Here is a 20581-nt window from a genome sequence, read left to right on the forward strand (position 1 = left end):
GCGGGGCGAGTCTCGGCGGCTGGTCAGACGACGCTGGCGCCGGTGCGCGACGCGACGAACGCGCGGACGGCGTCCCGCAGGTCGGTGTCGCGCTCGACCAGGACCGCGTGGATGCCGACGCTCCTGGCGCCCGCGACGTTCTCGGGCATATCGTCGGCGAAGAACGTGTCGGACGCGGCAGCGCCGTGGTGCTCGAGGGCGCGGGTGAAGACCTCGGGTTCGGGCTTCCTGGCGCCGAAGTTGCTCGACGTGTCCAGGTGCTCCCCGAACAGCGGCGGCAGGGACGGTGCCCACTCGTGGATCCACCGACCCGCCAGCGGACCGTTGTTCGTCAGGAGGGCGACACGCCCGTGCTCGCTGGCGATGCGGACGGCCTCGATGCGCTCCGGCAGCTCGGTCATGGCGGAACCGCGCACCCGCGCCCACTCGGACTCCGGGACCTCGCAGCCCATGGCGTCCTGGAACGCGCTCAGGTAGGCGTCGCCGTCGGGGAAGTGCCCGGCCTCGGCGCGCTGCTCGTGGCCGGACACCCACCAGCGTCGCCGGAGCTCCACCAGGTCGTGCCCCGTGAGCTCGGTGAGGCCCGCCATGCGGGTCTCCCAGTCGTAGCGGACCAGGACGTCGTCCATGTCGAAGAGGAACAGGAGGCGGGGCGCTGGGGTCTCGTTCACGATGCCGCCTATTCTGTCGCACTATCATCGTGCGAGTCATGGCATCCCGATACGACTGCACCGACCCCGACGGGCTCCTGACCGGGATGCGGCTCGCACGTGCCGCACTCGGACGGGGCGAACTCGTCGTGTTCCCCACCGACACCGTCTACGGCATCGCCGCGGACGCCTTCGACGCGGCCGCCGTGCAGCGGCTGCTCGACGCCAAGGGCCGCACGCGCCAGTCGCCGCCGCCCGTGCTCATCCCCGGGCCGGCGACGCTCGACGCGCTCGCGCGTGAGGTCCCGCAGCAGGTCCGCGACCTCGTCGACGCGTTCTGGCCCGGCGGGCTCACCGTGATCCTCGGCGCGCAGCCGTCCCTCGACTGGGACCTCGGCGAGACCCGGGGAACCGTGGCGCTCCGGATGCCCGACTCGCGGATCGCGCTCGAGCTCCTGCAGGAGGTCGGCCCGCTCGCGGTGTCCTCCGCCAACTCGACCGGGGACCCGGCCGCGATGGACGTCGACGCCGCCGAGGCGATGCTCGGCGACAGCGTGGCCGTCTACCTGGACGGTGGCTCGCTGGCGCCGCACGAGGGCTTCGCGGCCTCGACCGGGTCGACGATCGTCGACGCCACCGGGCTCGCCACCGGCGACGGCCTGCGCATCGTGCGGCACGGCGTCATCTCGGACGCCGAGATCGAACGGGTCGTCGGGGACGACCTCAGGACGTGAAGTACTACCTGCTCGCGGGGGCGATCTCGGCCCTCGTGAGCTTCGTCGTCAGCTTCCTGCTGTGGAAGCTCGGCGTGAAGTACAAGTGGTACCCCCAGGTCCGCGAACGCGACGTGCACCGCACGCCGGTGCCCCGGCTCGGCGGCATCGCGATGTTCCTCGGGGTCGTCGTCTCGCTGCTGTGTGCGTGGTTCGTCTTCCCCGAGATCCAGGGCATCGACTTCTTCCGGCTCGTCTTCGCGGAGCCGCAACGGGTGCTCGCCGTGCTGGCCGGCGCCACCATCATCGTGGTGCTCGGTGTCGCCGACGACATCTGGGACCTCGACTGGATGACGAAGCTCGCCGGGCAGATCATCGCCGCGGGCATCCTGGCGTGGCAGGGGGTGGCGATCGTGTCGCTGCCGATCGGGAACACGCTCGGTGTCGGGTCGTCCTACATGAGCCTGATCTTCACCGTGCTGGCCGTCGTGCTGGTGATGAACGCGGTGAACTTCATCGACGGGCTGGACGGCCTGGTCGCCGGTGTCGCGATCATCGCCGGCGGGGTGTTCTTCCTCTACACGTTCTTCATCAACCGCGTGGTCGTGCAGACGGAGTTCTTCTTCAACCTGCCGTCGCTGCTCACCGCGGTCCTGGTGGGGGCGTGCTGTGGCTTCCTCGTCCTGAACTGGCACCCCGCGAAGCTCTTCATGGGCGACGCCGGCGCGCTGCTGGTCGGCTTCCTGATGGCCACGAGCGCGGTGTCCATCACGGGCAACATCGACCCGGCCGCCGTCCGGACGCGCACGGACCTGCTGCCGGCGTTCATCCCGATCCTGCTGCCGTTCGCGATCCTCATCGTGCCGATGCTCGACTTCGGCCTCGCGGTGTCCCGACGGCTCAGTGCGGGCAAGTCCCCGTTCTCGGCCGACCGGAAGCACCTGCACCACCGGCTGCTCGACATGGGGCACTCGCACTTCCACGCCGTGCTGATCTTCTACGCGTGGACGGCCACCGTCGCTGTCGGCTGTCTGCTCTTCCTGTTCGTCGAGTGGTGGTGGGTCGTCGTCTTCGTGTCGGTCGGGTTCACCATCTGCGCCATCGCGACGTTCGCACCGCTCGGCCGGAAACGGACCGAGATCGCCGCGCAGACCGCTGCCAGGACCGCACGGGTCGCCGGCAGTGTCGTCGACGCCAGCCTCGACCCGCTGGACCGCGCCGCAGCCGTCCGCGACCGACCGACCCCTTCCCCCTCTGGAGACCCCTCGTGACCACGCCGAACGGCCTCGACCACATCACCCCGGTGTTCCGCCGGATCCTCGTGCAGGGGGCCCTGCTGGCCGGCGCGCTGGCCGTCGTCGGGGGACTCGTCGGGTTCCTCGTCGCCGGGGGACCAGGACTCGCCGGTGGGCTCATCGGCGCGGTGATGAGCGTCGTGTTCTGCGGGCTCACCGCCGTGAGTGTCCTGCTCGCGATCCGGTTCTCCGGTGGGCAGATGATCTCCGGCGCCTTCTTCGGCACGATCATGGGGATGTTCCTCGTGAAGTTCGTGCTCTTCATCGTCGTGCTCGTCCTGCTCAAGGACCGCGACTGGGTCGACACGCCCGTGCTCGCCGTGGCCATCATCGTCGGCGTCATCGGGTCCCTGGTGATCGACGTCACCGTCATCGCCAAGGCGCGCGTGCCGATCGACGTGCCGCTGCCCGGCGACGGCTCGTCGTCCGCCTCCGGGGAGCCTGGGAGCGCGGACCCGCGCGTCTGAGAGCCCGGGAAGGCTCGCGCACCTGATAGGGTTTGACGAGTCCGCGTCCGGAGCACTGCTCGGGCGGGACGAGCCTCCACACAGTCCACCATCGCGTGCCATGACGTGCGCGCGCCGACACAGGAGACAGCGCTGCTATCCCACGCTCTTCCCCTGTCTCTCTCCGCTGCGGTCAACACCGTGGCGGCGGGGAGCAGCAAGGCCGCCGAGTTCCATGGCCCGTCGATCAACGAGTTCTTCCCGGACCCCATCTTCTTCGCCGGGACGCCCTTCGAGATCGATCGTGTCGTCATCATCCGCTTCATCGCGGTCGCAGTGCTGCTCGTCTTCGCCTTCGCGGGGACCCGGGCGCTCAAGCTGATCCCCAACCGCGGACAGGCGTTCATCGAGTACGGCTTCGACGTCGTGCGACGCAACACCTTCGACAACCTCGGTGAGAAGGACGGCAAGCGGTTCCTGCCGCTGCTCGCGACGATCTTCTTCGGCGTGCTGTCCATGAACCTCACGGGTCTGATCCCGTTCATGAACCTCGCCGGCACCAGCCGCATCGCGATGCCGATGATCCTCGCGATCGTCGCGTATGTCGCCTTCATCTACGCGGGACTGCGCAAGCACCCGGGCACGTTCCTCCGGAACTCGCTCTTCCCGCCCGGGGTGCCGTGGCCGCTGTACATCATCGTGACGCCGATCGAACTCGTCTCGACGTTCGTGCTCCGCCCGGTCACGCTGACGCTGCGACTCCTCATGAACATGGTCGTCGGGCACCTGCTGCTCGTCCTGTTCTTCTCCGCCACGTGGTTCTTCTTCTTCGACGCGGAGGGCCTGTTCAAGGTCTTCGGCATCGGGACACTGGCCTTCGGCATCGCCTTCAGCTTCTTCGAGATCCTCGTCGCGCTGCTGCAGGCCTACGTCTTCATGCTCCTCACCGCCGTCTACATCCAGCTGGCGCTGGCCGACGAGCACTGATTCCTCACTGACCCCCTACGGGACCGGCATCCGTCGGACCCGCACCTCGAAAGGAAAACACGTGGACGCAACGACCGTTCTCGCGGAGATCAACGGCAACATCGCGACGGTTGGCTACGGCCTCGCTGCGATCGGCCCGGCCATCGGCGTCGGCATCGTCGTCGGCAAGACGATCGAGTCCGTCGCTCGCCAGCCTGAGCTCCAGGGCCGCCTGACGACCCTCATGTACATCGGTATCGCCTTCACGGAGGCCCTGGCCTTCATCGGCATCGCGACGTACTTCATCTTCACCAACTAAGGCCCTCGATGAACACTGCACTCATCATCGCGGCGGAGGAGAACATCAATCCGCTGATCCCCCCGGTGTACGACATCGTGTGGTCCGCGGTGGCCTTCGTCATCATCTTCCTGGTGTTCTGGCGTGTCGTCACGCCGCGCATCACGAAGATGCTCGATGAGCGCACCGAGGCCATCGAAGGCGGCATCAAGAAGGCGGAGGCTGCCCAGCAGCAGGCCGCCGCAGCACTCGACGAGTACAACAAGCAGCTCGCCGACGCCCGTGCCGAAGCCTCGCGGATCCGCGAGCAGGCCCGTGCCGACGCGACCGCCATCGGCAACGAGGTGCGCGAGCAGGCCTCGGCCGACGCTGCGCGCATCACGAGCAACGCCCAGGCGCAGATCGAGGCCGAGCGTCAGAGTGCGCTCCAGTCGCTCCGCACCGAGGTCGGTTCGCTGGCCCTCGACCTCGCGTCGGGTGTCATCGGCGAGTCCCTCAAGGACGACGCCAAGGCCACCGCGGTCGTCGACCGCTTCCTCGCCGACCTCGAGTCGTCGAAGAGCGTCGAGTCCTCGCAGGTCCAGGCCTCGCAGGTCGAGACGGAGCGCTGAGCATGCGGAGCGCCACCCGTTCAGCCATGACGTCGACGCAGGCGGTGCTGGCCGACCTCGGCGTCAGCGCCGACCTGGTGACGGGTGCTGAGGTCCTCGCCGCAGGGCGCGTGGTCGCCGGTGCGTCCCAGTTCCTCACGCTGCTGGCCGACCCGACCGCCGACGTCGTCGGCAAGAAGTCGGTCGTCGACCGGGTCTTCGCCGGCCAGTCCGACGCCACGCGCGCCGTGCTGACCGCGGTGGCCGGCTCGCGCTGGTCGTCGCAGCAGGACCTGCTCGCCGGCATCGAGGACGCGGGCATCCGCGCCGTCGCTGCCACCGCGGACCCGGGCACCCCGATCGAGGCCGAGCTGTTCGCCTTCGAGACGGCGGTCCGCTCGGACGCCGGTCTCGAGCTGGCGCTCGGCACCAAGCTCGGCAGCCCGGAGCAGAAGGCGGCACTCGTCGAGCGGCTGATCGGCAGCAAGTCGTCGCCGCAGACGGTGACGATCCTGTCGGCCCTCGTCCAGCAGCCCCGTGGCCGCCGGATCGGTGAACTCGTCCGTGATGCCTCGCGCATCGTGGCCGACCAGGCCGACAAGGTCGTGGCGACGGTCATCACCGCCGTCCCGCTCTCCGACGGCCAGGCGGCACGCGTCGCCCGCGGTCTCTCGGAGCGCTACGGCCGGGACATCATCGTCAACCACGTCGTCGACCCCCAGGTCGTCGGCGGGGTCCGGGTGCAGGTCGGCGGCGACGTCATCGACGGCACCGTCTCCACGCGCCTCGCCGACCTCCGGCTCCAGCTCGCCGGCTGAGCGTACGGTCGAACCCGTCACCCCAAGTCCACAACGGGAACTGTCCCCACCGGGCAGCATCACCCTCTCGGAGCCGCAGGGCCCCGGAAACCAACAAGGAAAATCCCATGGCAGACATCACCATCAGCCCCGATGAGATCCGTGATGCCCTGAAGGACTTCGTCTCGAACTACGAGCCGACGAAGGCCTCCACGGCCGAGATCGGGCACGTCACCGACGCCGGTGACGGCATCGCCCACGTCGAGGGCCTCCCCGGCGTCATGGCCAACGAGCTCATCCGCTTCCAGGACGGCACGCTCGGCCTCGCCCAGAACCTCGACGAGGACTCGATCGGTGCCATCGTGCTCGGTGAGTTCTCCGGCGTCGAAGAGGGCCAGGAAGTCACCCGTACCGGTGAGGTCCTCTCGGCCCCCGTCGGCGACGCCTTCCTCGGCCGGGTCGTCGACCCGCTCGGCGCCCCGATCGACGGCCTCGGCGAGATCGCAGCAGAGGGCCGTCGTGCCCTCGAGCTGCAGGCACCCGGTGTCATGAGCCGCAAGTCGGTCCACGAGCCGATGCAGACCGGCATCAAGGCCATCGACGCGATGATCCCCGTCGGCCGTGGCCAGCGTCAGCTGATCATCGGCGACCGCCAGACCGGCAAGACGGCGATCGCGATCGACACGATCATCAACCAGAAGGCCAACTGGGACTCGGGCGACGAGAACAAGCAGGTCCGCTGCATCTACGTCGCCATCGGTCAGAAGGGCTCCACGATCGCCTCCGTCAAGGGTGCGCTCGAGGACGCCGGCGCGATGGAGTACACCACCATCGTCGCCGCTCCGGCCTCCGACCCGGCCGGCTTCAAGTACCTCGCCCCGTACACCGGTTCGGCCATCGGCCAGCACTGGATGTACCAGGGCAAGCACGTCCTCATCGTGTTCGACGACCTGTCGAAGCAGGCCGAGGCCTACCGTGCCGTGTCGCTCCTCCTGCGTCGTCCGCCGGGGCGCGAGGCCTACCCGGGTGACGTCTTCTACCTGCACTCCCGTCTGCTGGAGCGTTGCGCGAAGCTGTCCGACGAGCTCGGCGCTGGCTCGATGACGGGTCTCCCGATCATCGAGACCAAGGCGAACGACGTCTCGGCGTACATCCCGACCAACGTCATCTCGATCACCGACGGCCAGATCTTCCTGCAGTCGGACCTCTTCAACGCGAACCAGCGTCCGGCCGTCGACGTGGGCATCTCGGTGTCCCGTGTCGGTGGTGACGCCCAGGTGAAGTCGATCAAGAAGGTCTCCGGCACGCTGAAGCTCGAGCTGGCGCAGTACCGCTCGCTCGAGGCCTTCGCGATGTTCGCGTCGGACCTCGACCAGGCCTCGCGTCGTCAGCTCGACCGCGGTGCGCGCCTGACCGAGCTGCTCAAGCAGCCGCAGTACTCGCCGTACCCGGTGGAGGAGCAGGTCGTCTCGATCTGGGCCGGCACCAACGGCAAGCTCGACACCGTCCCTGTGAAGGACGTGCTGCGCTTCGAGTCCGAACTGCTCGACCACCTGCGTCGCAACTCCGACGTGCTCACGACCCTGCGCGAGACGAACCAGCTCAGCGACGACACCGTCGCCGAGATGGGCAAGCAGATCGACGAGTTCACGAAGAGCTTCCAGACGAGCGACGGCAAGACGCTCGGCTCGGAGCAGTTCGAGTCGGCTGACGCCGAGGACGTCGACCAGGAGCAGATCGTCAAGGGTCGTCGCTAGATGGCAGCGCAGGTCCGGGTCTACCGACAGCGAATCAAGTCCGCGAAGACCACGAAGAAGGTCACTCGCGCGATGGAGTTGATCTCGGCGTCGCGGATCCAGAAGGCGCAGGCCCGCATGGCCGCGTCCGGTCCGTACTCGCGTGCGGTGACCCGGGCCGTGTCCGCCGTGGCGACGTTCTCGAACGTCGACCACGTGCTGACCACCGAGCCCGAGTCGTCCACCCGTGCTGCCGTCGTGCTCTTCACGTCGGACCGCGGCCTGAACGGTGCGTTCAGCACGAACGTCCTCAAGCAGGGCGAGGAGCTCGCGTCCCTGCTCCGCAGCGAGGGCAAGGACGTCGTCTACTACCTGGTCGGTCGCAAGTCCGTCGGGTACTTCGCGTTCCGTGAGCGCCCGTCCGAGCAGCAGTGGGTCGGCAACACCGACCAGCCCGAGTTCTCGACGGCCAAGGAGATCGGCGACGCTGTCGTGTCGAAGTTCCTCCAGGACACGGCCGAGGGCGGCGTGGACGAGATCCACATCGTCTTCAACCGCTTCCTGAGCCTCGCGACGCAGGAACCCCAGGTCGTGCGCCTGCTCCCGCTCGAGGTCGTGGACGGCGTCGACGAGCCCGTCGGCAACGACCCGCTCCCGCTCTACGAGTTCGAGCCGGACGCCGACGCGGTGCTCGACTCGCTGCTCCCGGTCTACATCGAGAGCCGCATCTTCAACGCCATGCTGCAGTCGGCTGCTTCCGAGCACGCCGCACGACAGAAGGCGATGAAGGCGGCCAGCGACAACGCCGACTCCCTGATCCGTGACTTCACCCGACTCGCGAACAACGCGCGTCAGGCCGAGATCACGCAGCAGATCTCCGAGATCGTCGGCGGCGCCGACGCCCTCTCGTCGAAGAAGAAGTAGTCCGCGTCGTTCGCGGACAGAACCCACCAGGAAGGCACCAGCCATGACCGACACCGCAACCACCGCGGTCGAGACGTCGTCGGCGCCCGGTGTCGGCCGGATCGCCCGTGTCACGGGTCCCGTCGTCGACATCGAGTTCCCGCATGACGCCATCCCCGAGATGTACAACCTCCTGTTCACGACCATCACCATCGGTGAGTCGTCGCAGGAGATCGGCCTCGAGGTCGCGCAGCACCTCGGTGACGATCTCGTCCGTGCCATCTCCCTGAAGCCGACCGACGGCCTCGTCCGTGGTCAGGAGGTCCGTGACTCGGGCGCCCCGATCTCGGTCCCCGTCGGCGACGTCACCAAGGGCAAGGTCTTCGACGTGCTGGGCAATGTGCTCAACACCGACGAGAAGCTCGAGATCACCGAGCGCTGGCCGATCCACCGCAAGGCCCCGGCCTTCGACCAGCTCGAGTCCAAGACCTCGATGTTCGAGACCGGCATCAAGTCCATCGACCTCCTCACCCCGTACGTGCAGGGTGGCAAGATCGGCCTCTTCGGTGGTGCAGGCGTCGGCAAGACCGTCCTCATCCAGGAGATGATCCAGCGCGTCGCGCAGGACCACGGCGGTGTGTCGGTGTTCGCCGGTGTCGGTGAGCGCACCCGTGAGGGCAACGACCTCATCGGTGAGATGGAAGAGGCGGGGGTCTTCGACAAGACGGCCCTCGTGTTCGGCCAGATGGACGAGCCGCCGGGGACGCGTCTCCGCGTTGCCCTGTCGGCGCTGACGATGGCGGAGTACTTCCGTGACGTGCAGAAGCAGGACGTGCTGCTCTTCATCGACAACATCTTCCGCTTCACGCAGGCCGGTTCCGAGGTCTCGACGCTGCTCGGTCGCATGCCGTCCGCCGTGGGCTACCAGCCCAACCTCGCCGACGAGATGGGTGTGCTCCAGGAGCGCATCACCTCGACGCGCGGTCACTCGATCACCTCGCTGCAGGCGATCTACGTGCCGGCTGACGACTACACCGACCCGGCTCCGGCCACGACGTTCGCGCACCTCGACGCCACGACCGAGCTCTCCCGCGAGATCGCGTCGCAGGGCCTCTACCCGGCGATCGACCCGCTGACCTCCACGTCGCGGATCATGGACCCCCGGTACCTGGGCGCTGACCACTACCAGACGGCCACGCGCGTCAAGCAGATCCTCCAGAAGAACAAGGAACTGCAGGAGATCATCGCCATCCTCGGTGTCGACGAGCTCTCCGAAGAGGACAAGATCACGGTGGAGCGCGCACGTCGCATCCAGCAGTTCCTCTCGCAGAACACGTACATGGCCAAGAAGTTCACGGGTGTCGAGGGCTCCACGGTGCCGCTCAAGGACACCATCGAGTCCTTCGCAGCCATCGCCGACGGCGAGTTCGACCACGTCGCGACCCAGGCGTTCTTCAACGTCGGTGGCATCAACGACGTGGAAGAGAAGTGGTCGCAGATCCAGAAGGAGAACCGCTGACATGGCGGGTCTCACCGTGAGTGTCGTCTCGGCCGATCGCGAGATCTGGTCGGGCGACACCTCCATGGTCGTCGCACGCACGACCGAGGGCCAGATCGGCATCCTCGTGGGGCACGAGCCGATGCTCGCGATCCTCGCGCAGGGCCAGGTCCGCATCACGCGTGCCGACGGCTCCACCGTCGCGGTCGACGCCGAGGACGGCTTCCTCTCCGTCGAGCACGACACGGTCACGATCGTGGCGCGGCAGGCCGCGCTGGCGTCCTGACCGGACTGACCGTCCTCCTCCCGCCGTCCGAGACGAAGCGGGAGGGCGGGGACACGGGTTCCACCCTCGATCTGGGTGGGCTCTCGTTCCCGGAACTGTCCGACGAGCGGGCCGCGGTGATCACCGCGGCCCGCTCCGTCAGTTCCGAGGAGTCCTCTGCGCGGACGGCACTCAAGCTCGGCCCGAAGTCGATCGCCGAGCGCTTCCGGAACCTCGCGCTCACCACGTCGGCGACGCTGCCCGCGATCGAGCGGTACACGGGGGTCCTCTACGACCCGCTCGACGTCCCCGGGGCGTCGTCCGCGGTCCGCGACTGGTGGTACCGACACGTCGTGGTGCAGTCCGCGATGTTCGGGCCGATCGGGGCCGGCGACCGCATCCCGGCCTACCGGCTGTCGCACGACGCGCGACTGGGCACGCTGCGGCTGGCGTCGCACTGGCCCGGACCGTCCCGCACCGCCCTCCGCGCCCGCGCCGACGGACTGGTGCTCGACCTCCGGTCCGAGGGCTACCGCGCGCTCGGCCCGACGGAGGGCGCGGTCACGCTCCGCGTGGTCAGCATGGACGGGTCCGGTCGACGCAAGGCCCTGAACCACTGGAACAAGACCGCGAAGGGCCGCCTGGTGTCGCTGCTGGCCCGGACCGACGCCAGCGTCGGGTCGATGGACGACCTGATCGACTGGGCGTCGCAGGCCGGCGTGGTGCTCGAGCGCGTGGACGGCGGATGGGACCTCGTCGCGGAGAGCCTGCAGCCAGCGCCGGTCTGAGCGGACGATCCCTGCACAGGGCCAGGATCGGCGCGGTTCTCCACCGGGCCACGACCTGCCCCGGTCAGGAGGCCCGGATCGCGTCACGATGGCCCCATGAACGCCATCGCACTCCGAACTCCTGACTCCCTGATCGCCGGCCGGTCGCGTGAGATCGCTGCCGCGGTCACCCTGCCGGTCGCCGCCGCGGCGCTGGTCGCGCCCGGCACAGCGCCCCTCGATCGGCGCGGCGGGGCCGCGGTGTCGACCGCGTGCGTCGCCCTGGCGACGCGGATGGCGCTGATCCCGTTCATCGCCGCCCCGGCGGACCGGATCCCGATGGTCATCCGCCCCTTCGACCCCTTCCACGACCCGACGCCGCTCGCGCTGCAGGGAGCCGGCCCGGCACCGGACCGCGATCGCCTCCGGAGGGCGGGGGACCGGTGCGTCGGCCCCTGGCAGGACTGGCGTCTGCGCGGGTGTCCCGAAGACGAGCGGCTCGGTGTCGCCGGCGCGCTCGCACTCGGGGCCTGGTGCTCCTGGGCGCTGGGGTCACCGGAGCGCGCGCGGGCCAGAGCGCGCCACGCCCTCGATGCCGTCCCCACGGACGCCCTCGCCGGACTCGTGCTGCGGTCGGTCCGGGCCCGCACCGCTCCGGCGTGGTGGGGGTGATGCCGGGTGCACCGCATCGTCTACGGTGGTGACGACGAGGGGAGCGGGCACTGGTGCACGACGACGGCGACGACATCGAGGACACGGTCCTGCGTCCGCGTCATCGTGCCGTCAGCACCGATCGTGCCTCCGACGTCGTCGAGGACACCGTCATCCGGGTCCCGCTGCGACCAGGCGGACCGTCCGACGAGCCGCTCGACCTCCCGACACCGGGCCGGGTCGCCGTCGGCACCGAGGACTCCGCGCGGCCCGAGGTCGTGGACGCATCGAGCACCGACCCCGAGGACACGGTCGTCCGGGCCCGCGGCGGTCGCACTCCCGCCGGGGCGACCGGTGTGCCGGGCGTCCCCCCGAGCCTCCCGGCCGTCGTCGAGCCGCCGCGTGTGCGCGTGCCGTCGATCCGGATCGCCGACCGTGTCATCCGACTCGACCGACCGGTCGTGGTCGGCCGCCGGCCGGCGCTCCCGCGCGTGGTGCGCGGACCGGAGCCCGAGCTGGTCGTCGTCCGGTCCCCGTCCGGGGAGGTGTCGTCCTCCCACGTGGCCTTCCACGCCGAGGGGGAAGCCGCCGTCGTGGACGATCTGCACTCCACCAACGGCACCGTGGTCCGGCCCGCCGGGGCTGCTGCCTACCGGATGCCGTCGGGTGCGTCGATCGTCGCGTTGACCGGTACGGTAGTCGAGATCGGGGACGGCATCGGGATCGAGATCCTCTCGCCACACCTCCGTGTGACGCCACCGACGGACGACTTCCCGACGTCCCCACCGCCACGCAGAACCACTCGTTGACCGGCACGCCCACGACCCCCCAGAGAGCGATCGAAGACCGTGACCGAACTCGGCCGAGCAGCCGCCTCCCACGCCATCGACGTCCCCGGAGCGGGCGGCGCCACCCTGACGCTCTCGTGGGGAGCGGCCACCGACATCGGGCGTCGACGTGACCACAACGAGGACAGCTACATCGTCGAGGCGCCCTTCTTCGTCGTCGCCGACGGCATGGGCGGGCACCTCGCCGGTGACCGGGCGAGCGACGCGGTCGTGCGGCGCCTCGGGGACTCGGTCACCGGCCCGTTCGGGTCGCGTGAGACGATCCAGCACGCGCTGCTGCTCGCGACCGCCGACATCGAGCGCGCAGCCGGCGGCAACGCGATCGGTGCCGGCACGACGGTCACCGGGCTCGCCCTCGTGCAGGCCGACGGTCAGCCGGCCGCCCTCGTCTTCAACGTCGGGGACTCGCGGACCTACCGCGCCGAGAACGGTGTCCTGCGACGCATCACCGTGGACCACTCCGTCGTCCAGGAGATGGTCGACGCCGGCGTCCTGCGCGCCGAGGACGCCGAGGCCCACCCCGACAGCAACGTGATCACGCGGGCCGTCGGCTTCGGGGAGCCGCCGGAGCCGGACTGGTGGACGCTGCCGCTGCGCACCGGTGACCGCTACATCATCTGCTCCGACGGCCTGACGAAGGAGATCGGCGACGCGGGCATCGGGCGCATCGCCGCGAAGGTCGTCGACCCGCAGGAACTCGCCGAGCGACTGGTCGGTGACGCCCTGGTGGCCGGCGGCCGGGACAACGTCACGGTCGTGGTGCTGCAGGTGGACGACGCACCGGTCGACCGCGACCTCGAGGACACGCTCCCGCGCCACTGACCCGACCCCCGAACTGGGGCGCGGTCGCGGTTCCCCGCGCACGCGTCAGCAGATCGGTGACGGTCGGCATCCGTAGACTTGACCGCCTGGACCAGCAACCGGCCGCATGGGCCGGAGGGAGGAGCCGTCATGGTGCGACGCCTGCCGTCCAGCCCTCCCGTGATCGCCGGTTTCAGCCCTGTCCACGTGCTCGGTTCCGGCGGGTTCGCTGACGTCTTCCTCTACGAACAGGACATGCCCCGACGGCAGGTGGCGGTGAAGGTCCTGCTCGACGAGGTCGTCGACGACCGCGTCCGGCAGATGTTCCAGGCCGAGGCGAACCTGATGGCGCGCCTGAGCACGCACCCGTCCATCCTCACGGTCTTCCAGGCGAGCGTCGCGTCCGACGGGCGGCCCTACCTGGTGATGGAGCTCTGCTCGTCGTCGCTGAGCGAGCGCTACCGTCGCACCCCGGTGCCGGTGTCGGAGGTCCTCTCGATCGGCATCCGGATCGGCTCGGCGCTCGAGACCGCCCACCGCGAGGGCGTGCTGCACCGGGACGTCAAGCCGTCCAACATCCTGTTGACCGCGTACGGCAACCCCGTGCTGTCCGACTTCGGGATCGCAGCCACCATCGGGCAGGCCGACCCCGACGAGCCGATCGGCATGTCGATCCCGTGGTCCGCCCCCGAGGTCCTCATCGACGAGTCCCGCGGCACGATCCAGTCCGAGGTCTACTCGCTGGCGGCCACGGTGTTCTCGCTGGTGGCCGGCCGCAGCCCCTTCGAGGTCCCCGGCGGCAAGAACGGCGCGGCGGACCTGATGGCGCGGATCGACAAGGGCGGTGTCAAGCCGACCGGTCGGACCGACGTGCCCCCGTCGCTCGAGCGCCTGCTCGCGACGGCGATGTCCCGGAAGACCCAGCTCCGGCCGGCCACCGTGATGGAGCTCGTCCGCGGGTTCCAGCAGGTGCAGGCCGAACTCGGGCTGCCGCAGACCCCCGCCGACGTCGCCGTCGAGTCCTGGGCCATCGCGACCCCCACGCCGGAGGGCGACCGGACGATGGTCCGTGAACTCCAGCCGCCGCGGCGGGTCAGCCGTCGCCGACGCACGCGGCGCCCGGTGCAGGGCGGACTCGCCGCGACGGGATCACGCAGCGTCGGCACCGTGCACCGGACCGGCTCCACCACGCGGGCACGTCGGTCGTCCCGGCGCACCGTCGCCTGGGCCGCGTCGCTCGCGGGCGTCGTGGTGGTCGCGGTGGCGGTCGCCGCGATCGTGGTGGTCGGCCAGGTCGGGTCCGGCGCGATCCCGACCGTGTCCGACATCCGCGCGTCGACGACCGGCCAGTCGGTGACGTTCCGCTGGGACGACCCCGGCCTCGACGCCGGCGACACGTACGTCATCTCCTCGAACGGATCGTCGAGCCAGCAGTCCGGCACCTCGTTCGTCGTCTCCGGGGAGCGCGGTGACCAGGAGTGCATCTCCGTCGCCGTGAACCGGGACGGCAAGACCGGCGCGGCCAGTGCCGAGCGGTGCGCGACCGTCGGGAGCGGGTCGTGATCCGTCGCCTCCTCGCCCGGCACCGGTCGGCCGCGGTGACCGCGGGCGTCTCGGTGCTCGTCGGTGCGCTCGTGGCCGGGGCCGCCGTCGTGTCGAGCGGCTACCACACGCAGCGCGTCGACCTCGGCGACGGCACGGTCTGGGTGCCATCCGCGCAGTACGGTGCCGTCGGTCGCGCGAACACCGCGGTCCTCGAGCTGAACACCGCGATCGAGGCCTCGACCGACTCGCTCTCGGTGCTGCAGCGCGGCTCCACGGTCTACAGCGTCGACGAGACCAAGGGCACCGTCGCGAAGGTCGACGTCGCCGACGCGTCGGTCGGTGACGCGGTCACGCTGCCCTCCGGGTCGCCGCAGGTCTTCTTCGCCGGGGACACGGCGGTGATCGGCAACGAGGACACCGGTGAGCTCTGGTCCACGCCCGCGGCGGACCTTGCCGACTTCGACGCCTCGACCAAGGCCGACCTGACCCTCGGCGCCGATGCCGTGTTCGACGCCGCCGACGACCACGTCGCCGTCTACTCGCCGCGCACCGGCACGGCGTCCCTCGTGCAGGTCGGCACCACGCTGTCCGTTGCCGAGCGGTGGGACGTCCGCATGGACCGCAGGGACGACTTCCAGGTCGCGGCGGTCGGTGGGCACGTCGCGGTGCTCGACCGCACTTCGGGGCAGCTCGCGATCGACGGTGACACCGTCGACGTCGGTGCGCGGGTCGGTGGGTCCCCGGCGCTGCAGACGTCCTCGACCGATGGCGACAGCGTCGTCGTCGCCGGTGCTGCCGGGCTCGTCCGCGTGACCCCGTCCGGGTCGGTGACACGCACCGCGCTGGCGGTCTCCGGACGCGCCGCCCGCCCGTTCGTCGACGGCACCTGCACGTTCGGGGCGTGGAGCGGGGGCCAGGCCGTCGACACCTGCACCGGTCGTGCGCTCCAGCGGCTCGACCGGGTGCCGGGGAACGCGGCGCTGCAGATCATGCACAACGGGGACACCGTCGTCGCCAACGACCCCTCCACCGGCCGCTCCTGGGCGATCGACCGCAGCGGGCAGCTCATCGACAACTGGGCTGACCTCATCACGCGTGACGACGACCAGCAGCAGGAGCAGGTCTCCGACGACGACCCGGAGGTCGAGAAGGACCAGAAGCCGCCGGTCGCGGTCGACGACGACCTGGGCGCTCGTCCGGGACGCACCACGAGCCTCCCGGTCCTGCTCAACGACCACGACCCGAACGGCGACCCGATCGTCATCAGTGAGGTCAGCGACGTCTCCGGCGCGGGTGCGCGCGTCACCGTCGTCGAGGACGGTCAGCGGCTGCAGGTCGCGTTGACCTCGCGTGCGTCGGGCACGGTGACGTTCCGGTACACGATCACCGACGGCAACGGCGGTTCGGACACGGCCACGGTCCGGGTGACGGTGCGGTCGCCGTCGCAGAACTCGCCGCCGCGCCAGGTCCGGGACACCTCCGCCGACGTCGTGCAGAACGGGCACGTCTCGACCGACGTGCTCGGCGACTGGGTGGACCCGGACGGCGACCCGGTCTACCTGCGGAGCGCGACGGCGTCCGACCGTGACCGCGTCTCGACGACCCCGGACGGTCTCCTGGACTTCCGGGACACCAGCGGCCGCACCGGCGACCGCAGCGTGCAGCTCGTCGTCAGCGACGGCACCGCCGACGGCCGCGGGTCCCTGACCGTCCACGTCGCGAAGCAGGGGAGCGTCCCGCTGCGTGCCGACGCGTTCCCCGTGCAGGGGTACGCGGGCAAGCCGTTCTCCGTGTCGCCGCTCGTGCACGTCCGCGGCGGCAACGGCACCGTGACGCTGACGAGCGTCTCGTCGGCGAGCGGTGTGACGATCACGCCGAGCTACGACGCCGGCACCTTCCGGGTGCAGAGCAGCGCGGTCGGCGACCACCAGGTCGAGTACACCGTGACCGACGGCACGAAGACCGCGAGCGGGGTCGTGCGCATCACGGTGCTCGCGCCACCGGACGCCTCGACCGCGCCGATCACCACCCCGAAGACCGTCTTCGTGAACACGCTGTCCACGAAGGACACCGACGTCACCGCCACCGACATCGACCCGGCGGGCGGCGTGCTGCTCGTGACCGTCCTCGACGGCCCGGCGCGGCCGTCCGGCGTGCAGGCGAGCATCCTCGACCAGCACACGGTACGGGTGACGCTGACGGCGCCGCTCGACGGTCCGGTCACCTTCGGCTACACGGAGACGAACGGTCTGGCGTCCTCGACCGGGTCGATCACCGTCGTCGAGATCCCGAAGCCCGACCGGATCCAGCCGCCGGTCGCGCAGCCCGACACCGCCACCGTCCGCGTCGGCGACGTGACGGACATCGACGTGCTCGCGAACGACACCCAGCCGGAGGGCGAGCCGCTCACGCTCCAGCCCGACCTGGTGCAGAACGTGCCGGGTGACGGCGGGCTGCTCTTCGCCTCCGGCGACCACCTGCGCTACCTGGCCCCGGAGACGCCGGGCAACTACACCGCGGTCTACCGGGTCGCCGGCCCGGACGGTCAGACCGCGGACGCCGCCGTGTCCATCTCCGTGCGCGAGCAGGACAGCGCGACGAACAACCCGCCGGTGCCACAGACCGTGACGGCACGGGTGGTCGCCGGGCAGTCCGTCCGCGTGGCCGTCCCGCTCAACGGGATCGACCCCGACGGCGACTCCGTGCAGCTCGTCGGCGTTGCCTCCAACCCGGACAAGGGCTCGGTCAGCGACGTCAGCTCCGACTCGCTCACCTACGACGCCGGCGACTACTCCGCCGGCACCGACGAGTTCACGTACACCGTGGTCGACGCCCTGGGCGCCCGTGCCACCGGGACGGTCCGCGTCGGCATCGCGCCGCGTGCCGAGCAGGCCTCGAACCCGATCGCCGAAGCCGACCACGTCACGATCCGACCGGGCGGCTCGGTGACCGTCCGCGTCCTGCAGAACGACTCCGACCCCGAGGGCGGTCGGCTCACGGTGAGCAAGGCCGAGCCGACCGCGTCGGGCGTCACGGCGAAGGTGCTGCGCGGGCAGGAGATCCGCGTCAGCCCACCGGCGTCCGCCACGCGCGGGGACTTCGCCGTGCTCTACACGGCGACGAACCAGAGCGGCGGGACGAGCACGGCGTTCCTCACGGTGACCGTGGACCGGGACGCCCGCCCCCTCCGCCCCGAGGTGGACGACACCACCCTCGACCTGCAGGACATCCTCCGGCGGAAGACCGTCACCGTCGACGTGCTCCGGAACGTGTTCTTCGCCGAGGGCAGCACGGCCGACCTCCGCGTCGGCGTGGTGGACGGCTACGGCGACGCGGCCCGGACGACCGAGGACGGGCGCATCGTGGTGACGCTCGCCGACGCCTCCCAGGTCATCCCGTTCTCCGTCGCCCGGACCGACCACCCGGACATCGTGTCCTACGGGTTCATCCACGTCCCCGGGTTCGACGACGCCCTCCCGCAGGTGAACCGCAGTGCCGGCACCGTGACCGTCACGAGTGAGTCGACCGTCCGGATCCCGCTGTCGAAGTACGTGGTCACGGCGAGCGGTGCGACGGCGCGGATCACCGACCCGGGGACCGTCAAGGCGACGCACGCCGACGGCGGCCGGTTGAGCGTCGACGCCTCGACGCTGCAGTTCCGGTCCGCGAAGCTCTACTACGGCAACGCGTCGATCTCGTTCGAGGTCACCGACGGCTCCAGCGCCAACGGTGGCAAGGGCCGCGTGGCGACGCTCGTCCTCCCCGTGAAGGTGACGCCGCGCTCGAACCAGCCGCCGGTCTTCACCGGGTCGTCGATCGACATGCAGCCGGGGGAGTCCCGCACGATCGACCTGTCGAAGCTGACCGACTACCCGTACCCGCAGGACCTCCCGGAGCTGAAGTACGCCGTGGTGAGCCGTCCGGCTGCTGGCACGACCGCCACCGTGTCCGGCCAGCAGCTGACCGTCCAGGTCGCGGACACGGCGAAGAAGGACACCACCGCGACCATCGGCGTCGGTGTCACCGACGCCGCCAACGCCGGACGGTCCGGGCTCGTCAGCATCGACGTCGTCGGCTCGACCCGGCCACGGGTGCAGCCCGGCGCCGACACCGCGGTCGCGAAGCGCGGACAGTCGACGACGATCGACGTGCTCGCGAACGACCAGCCGACCAACCCGTTCCCGGACGAACGCCTCCGCGTCGTGGCGATCCGCGGGCTGTCCGGCGGCGTGCCGTCCGGGGTGACGATCACCCCGAGCGCCGACGACTCGCGGCTGCAGGTCAGCGTCGCGGCCTCGGCCAAGCCCGTCAACACGAACCTGCAGTACCAGGTCGCCGACGCGACGAACGACCCGGACCGGTACGTCTGGGGCGACGTGACGATCGCGGTGCAGGACGTCCCCGACGCCCCGGGCGCCCCGGTGCGCACGGGCGGTCTGAACGGCGGTCAGGTGACGCTGACGTGGTCGACCCCGCAGGCGAACAACTCGCCCGTCACGAACTACCGCGTCACGGGGACGAACGGCATCGCGAAGGACTGCGGCACCGCGACGGTCTGCACGGTGACCGGCCTCGACCCGACGGCGTCGTACCGGTTCTCCGTGACGGCGACGAACGCCGTGGGGCAGTCGGCAGCGTCGGCACAGTCGGTGCAGATGAGCGCGGACTTCGTCCCGGCAGCACCGACGGGCATCACGGTGACGGCGGACGCCACCACGCCCAACCGCATCGACGTCCGCTGGAACGCCGTGCCCCGCCCGAACCAGGGCAGTGCGGTCCGCAACTACGTCGTCACGCTCACCGGTCCCGGCGCCTCGACCACCAGGAACGCCGGTGCGACGACCACGGCGGCGTTCGAGGGCCTGCAGAGCGGCGCGAGCTACGCCGTCACCGTGTCAGCACGCAACGACGCCGACCGCGACGGCACCGTCGTGAAGTGGAACAGCGGCAGCGGGAGCGGCAACGCCGTCGGTCGACCGGCCAAGCCGACGATCACCGCCAGGCCGACCCAGGGCAACGGCGTGACGTCGGTCTCGATCACCGCTGCCGAGAGCGACTGGGCCGGTGGCAGCACCTCGCTCCGGATCGTCCGGTACCAGCCAGGCGTCCCGATCCCCGCCGGGTGCTCGACGTCCGGGTCCGACAAGACGTGGGCGAGCGGGAGCGTGACCGACATGCTGAACGCGAACGGCGACTTCCAGTACGTCGCCCTCGCGGACAACGGGCTGTTCTGCACCGCGAGCGACCCCACCTCCGTGACGAGCTACCAGGCCCCCGGACAGGCCGCTGCGACGATCGACGTCGAACTGCAGGACCAGAACGCCGGCGCGTACGGCATCCGGATCTCCGGGGCCAGGGCGAGCGGTCGCGTCGACCACTTCGCCTACTCCACGGACGGACAGAACTACCGGACCATGGCCGGTAACACCGACTGGGTCGCCGACCCCCAGTGGGGTGCGGACACCGGGGTCTCGGTCATCGCGTGCGCCGACGACACGAGCAACTTCTGCGGTCCTCCGTCCGACGTGCAGCGCGTCCGACCGGTCCTGACCCGCGCGGTCCTGCCGGACTCGTACGACGCCGGCGCGCAGGTCACCGTGTCCGCACCGCCGCAGAACGTCGGCGCGGGTCCGCAGCAGTACCGCGTGACGTTCTGCCCGACGCTGAACATCGGCATCAACTGCACCGCCGACACCTACGCACCCGACGCGCTGCCGACGGTGCCCGCCTCGGGTACGGTCACGGTCGCGGCGATCGTCGACGGCCACGAGGACAGCAACCCGCCCTCCAGCCCGGTCGTCGCCGCGCAGGA

General features: G+C 70.3%; 18 protein-coding genes. 17 read left to right on the top strand and 1 reads right to left on the bottom strand.

Going from position 1 to position 20581, the window contains the following annotated elements:
- Positions 1-23: 23 nt before the first annotated feature.
- On the bottom strand, positions 24-671 hold the full coding sequence (locus OXR63_RS14645) for an HAD family hydrolase (RefSeq protein ID WP_267424455.1): 648 nt from the start codon (positions 669-671) through the stop codon (positions 24-26).
- A gap of 38 nt (positions 672-709) precedes the next feature.
- Here OXR63_RS14645 and OXR63_RS14650 point away from each other — a divergent pair, with 38 nt between their 5' ends.
- From OXR63_RS14650 to OXR63_RS14730, 17 genes are all read left to right on the top strand, one after another.
- The gene (locus OXR63_RS14650) at positions 710-1384 is read left to right on the top strand and encodes an L-threonylcarbamoyladenylate synthase (protein ID WP_267424457.1); all 675 of its coding nucleotides are present in this window, start codon (positions 710-712) and stop codon (positions 1382-1384) included.
- Positions 1381-2634 carry an MraY family glycosyltransferase gene (locus OXR63_RS14655; protein WP_267424459.1) on the top strand — a complete coding sequence of 418 codons (1254 nt, stop codon included), beginning with the start codon at positions 1381-1383 and terminating at the stop codon, positions 2632-2634. Before OXR63_RS14650 ends, OXR63_RS14655 begins: the two co-directional genes overlap by 4 nt.
- Positions 2631-3125, top strand: a complete 495-nt coding sequence (locus tag OXR63_RS14660) for a hypothetical protein (protein ID WP_267424461.1) — start codon at positions 2631-2633, stop codon at positions 3123-3125. The genes OXR63_RS14655 and OXR63_RS14660 overlap by 4 nt, the downstream gene beginning before the upstream one ends.
- A 180-nt stretch (positions 3126-3305) precedes the next feature.
- Entirely contained in the window at positions 3306-4091 is a 786-nt protein-coding gene (gene atpB, locus OXR63_RS14665) for a F0F1 ATP synthase subunit A (RefSeq protein WP_267424463.1), read from the top strand.
- A gap of 61 nt (positions 4092-4152) precedes the next feature.
- Entirely contained in the window at positions 4153-4389 is a 237-nt protein-coding gene (gene atpE, locus OXR63_RS14670) for an ATP synthase F0 subunit C (RefSeq protein ID WP_027465781.1), read from the top strand.
- 8 nt (positions 4390-4397) lie between these two features.
- Complete coding sequence (locus OXR63_RS14675) at positions 4398-4979, top strand: F0F1 ATP synthase subunit B (protein WP_267424511.1); 582 nt, start codon at positions 4398-4400, stop codon at positions 4977-4979.
- Between the two features lie 2 nt (positions 4980-4981).
- A complete protein-coding gene (locus OXR63_RS14680) occupies positions 4982-5776 on the top strand; it encodes a F0F1 ATP synthase subunit delta (RefSeq protein ID WP_267424512.1) in 795 nt (264 codons plus the stop codon).
- 107 nt (positions 5777-5883) lie between these two features.
- A complete protein-coding gene (atpA, locus tag OXR63_RS14685; RefSeq protein WP_267424513.1) occupies positions 5884-7512 on the top strand; it encodes a F0F1 ATP synthase subunit alpha in 1629 nt (542 codons plus the stop codon).
- Positions 7513-8415, top strand: coding sequence for a F0F1 ATP synthase subunit gamma (locus OXR63_RS14690; protein ID WP_071274942.1), 903 nt, complete (start codon positions 7513-7515; stop codon positions 8413-8415).
- Between the two features lie 43 nt (positions 8416-8458).
- Positions 8459-9913, top strand: coding sequence for a F0F1 ATP synthase subunit beta (gene atpD, locus OXR63_RS14695; RefSeq protein ID WP_071274944.1), 1455 nt, complete (start codon positions 8459-8461; stop codon positions 9911-9913).
- Position 9914: 1 nt separating this feature from the next.
- Positions 9915-10178: a F0F1 ATP synthase subunit epsilon gene (locus tag OXR63_RS14700; RefSeq protein WP_071274948.1), complete on the top strand. Its 264-nt coding sequence runs from the start codon at positions 9915-9917 to the stop codon at positions 10176-10178.
- A gap of 5 nt (positions 10179-10183) precedes the next feature.
- Positions 10184-10945 (top strand): YaaA family protein, encoded by a 762-nt coding sequence (locus OXR63_RS14705; protein ID WP_267424520.1) that lies wholly within the window; start codon positions 10184-10186, stop codon positions 10943-10945.
- Between the two features lie 96 nt (positions 10946-11041).
- Positions 11042-11596 carry a hypothetical protein gene (locus OXR63_RS14710; RefSeq protein WP_267424514.1) on the top strand — a complete coding sequence of 185 codons (555 nt, stop codon included), beginning with the start codon at positions 11042-11044 and terminating at the stop codon, positions 11594-11596.
- A gap of 53 nt (positions 11597-11649) precedes the next feature.
- Positions 11650-12384: a hypothetical protein gene (locus OXR63_RS14715; RefSeq protein WP_267424515.1), complete on the top strand. Its 735-nt coding sequence runs from the start codon at positions 11650-11652 to the stop codon at positions 12382-12384.
- Positions 12385-12423: 39 nt separating this feature from the next.
- Complete coding sequence (locus OXR63_RS14720; RefSeq protein WP_267424516.1) at positions 12424-13245, top strand: PP2C family protein-serine/threonine phosphatase; 822 nt, start codon at positions 12424-12426, stop codon at positions 13243-13245.
- Between the two features lie 129 nt (positions 13246-13374).
- Positions 13375-14787: a serine/threonine-protein kinase gene (locus tag OXR63_RS14725; protein WP_267424517.1), complete on the top strand. Its 1413-nt coding sequence runs from the start codon at positions 13375-13377 to the stop codon at positions 14785-14787.
- Positions 14784-20581 (top strand): Ig-like domain-containing protein (locus tag OXR63_RS14730; RefSeq protein ID WP_267424518.1); only part of this gene is annotated, 5798 nt, incomplete at its 3' end. The genes OXR63_RS14725 and OXR63_RS14730, both read left to right, overlap by 4 nt.

This window comes from Curtobacterium sp. GC_Cur_3 (assembly GCF_026544205.1).
In the GTDB taxonomy this organism is placed as follows: domain Bacteria; phylum Actinomycetota; class Actinomycetes; order Actinomycetales; family Microbacteriaceae; genus Curtobacterium.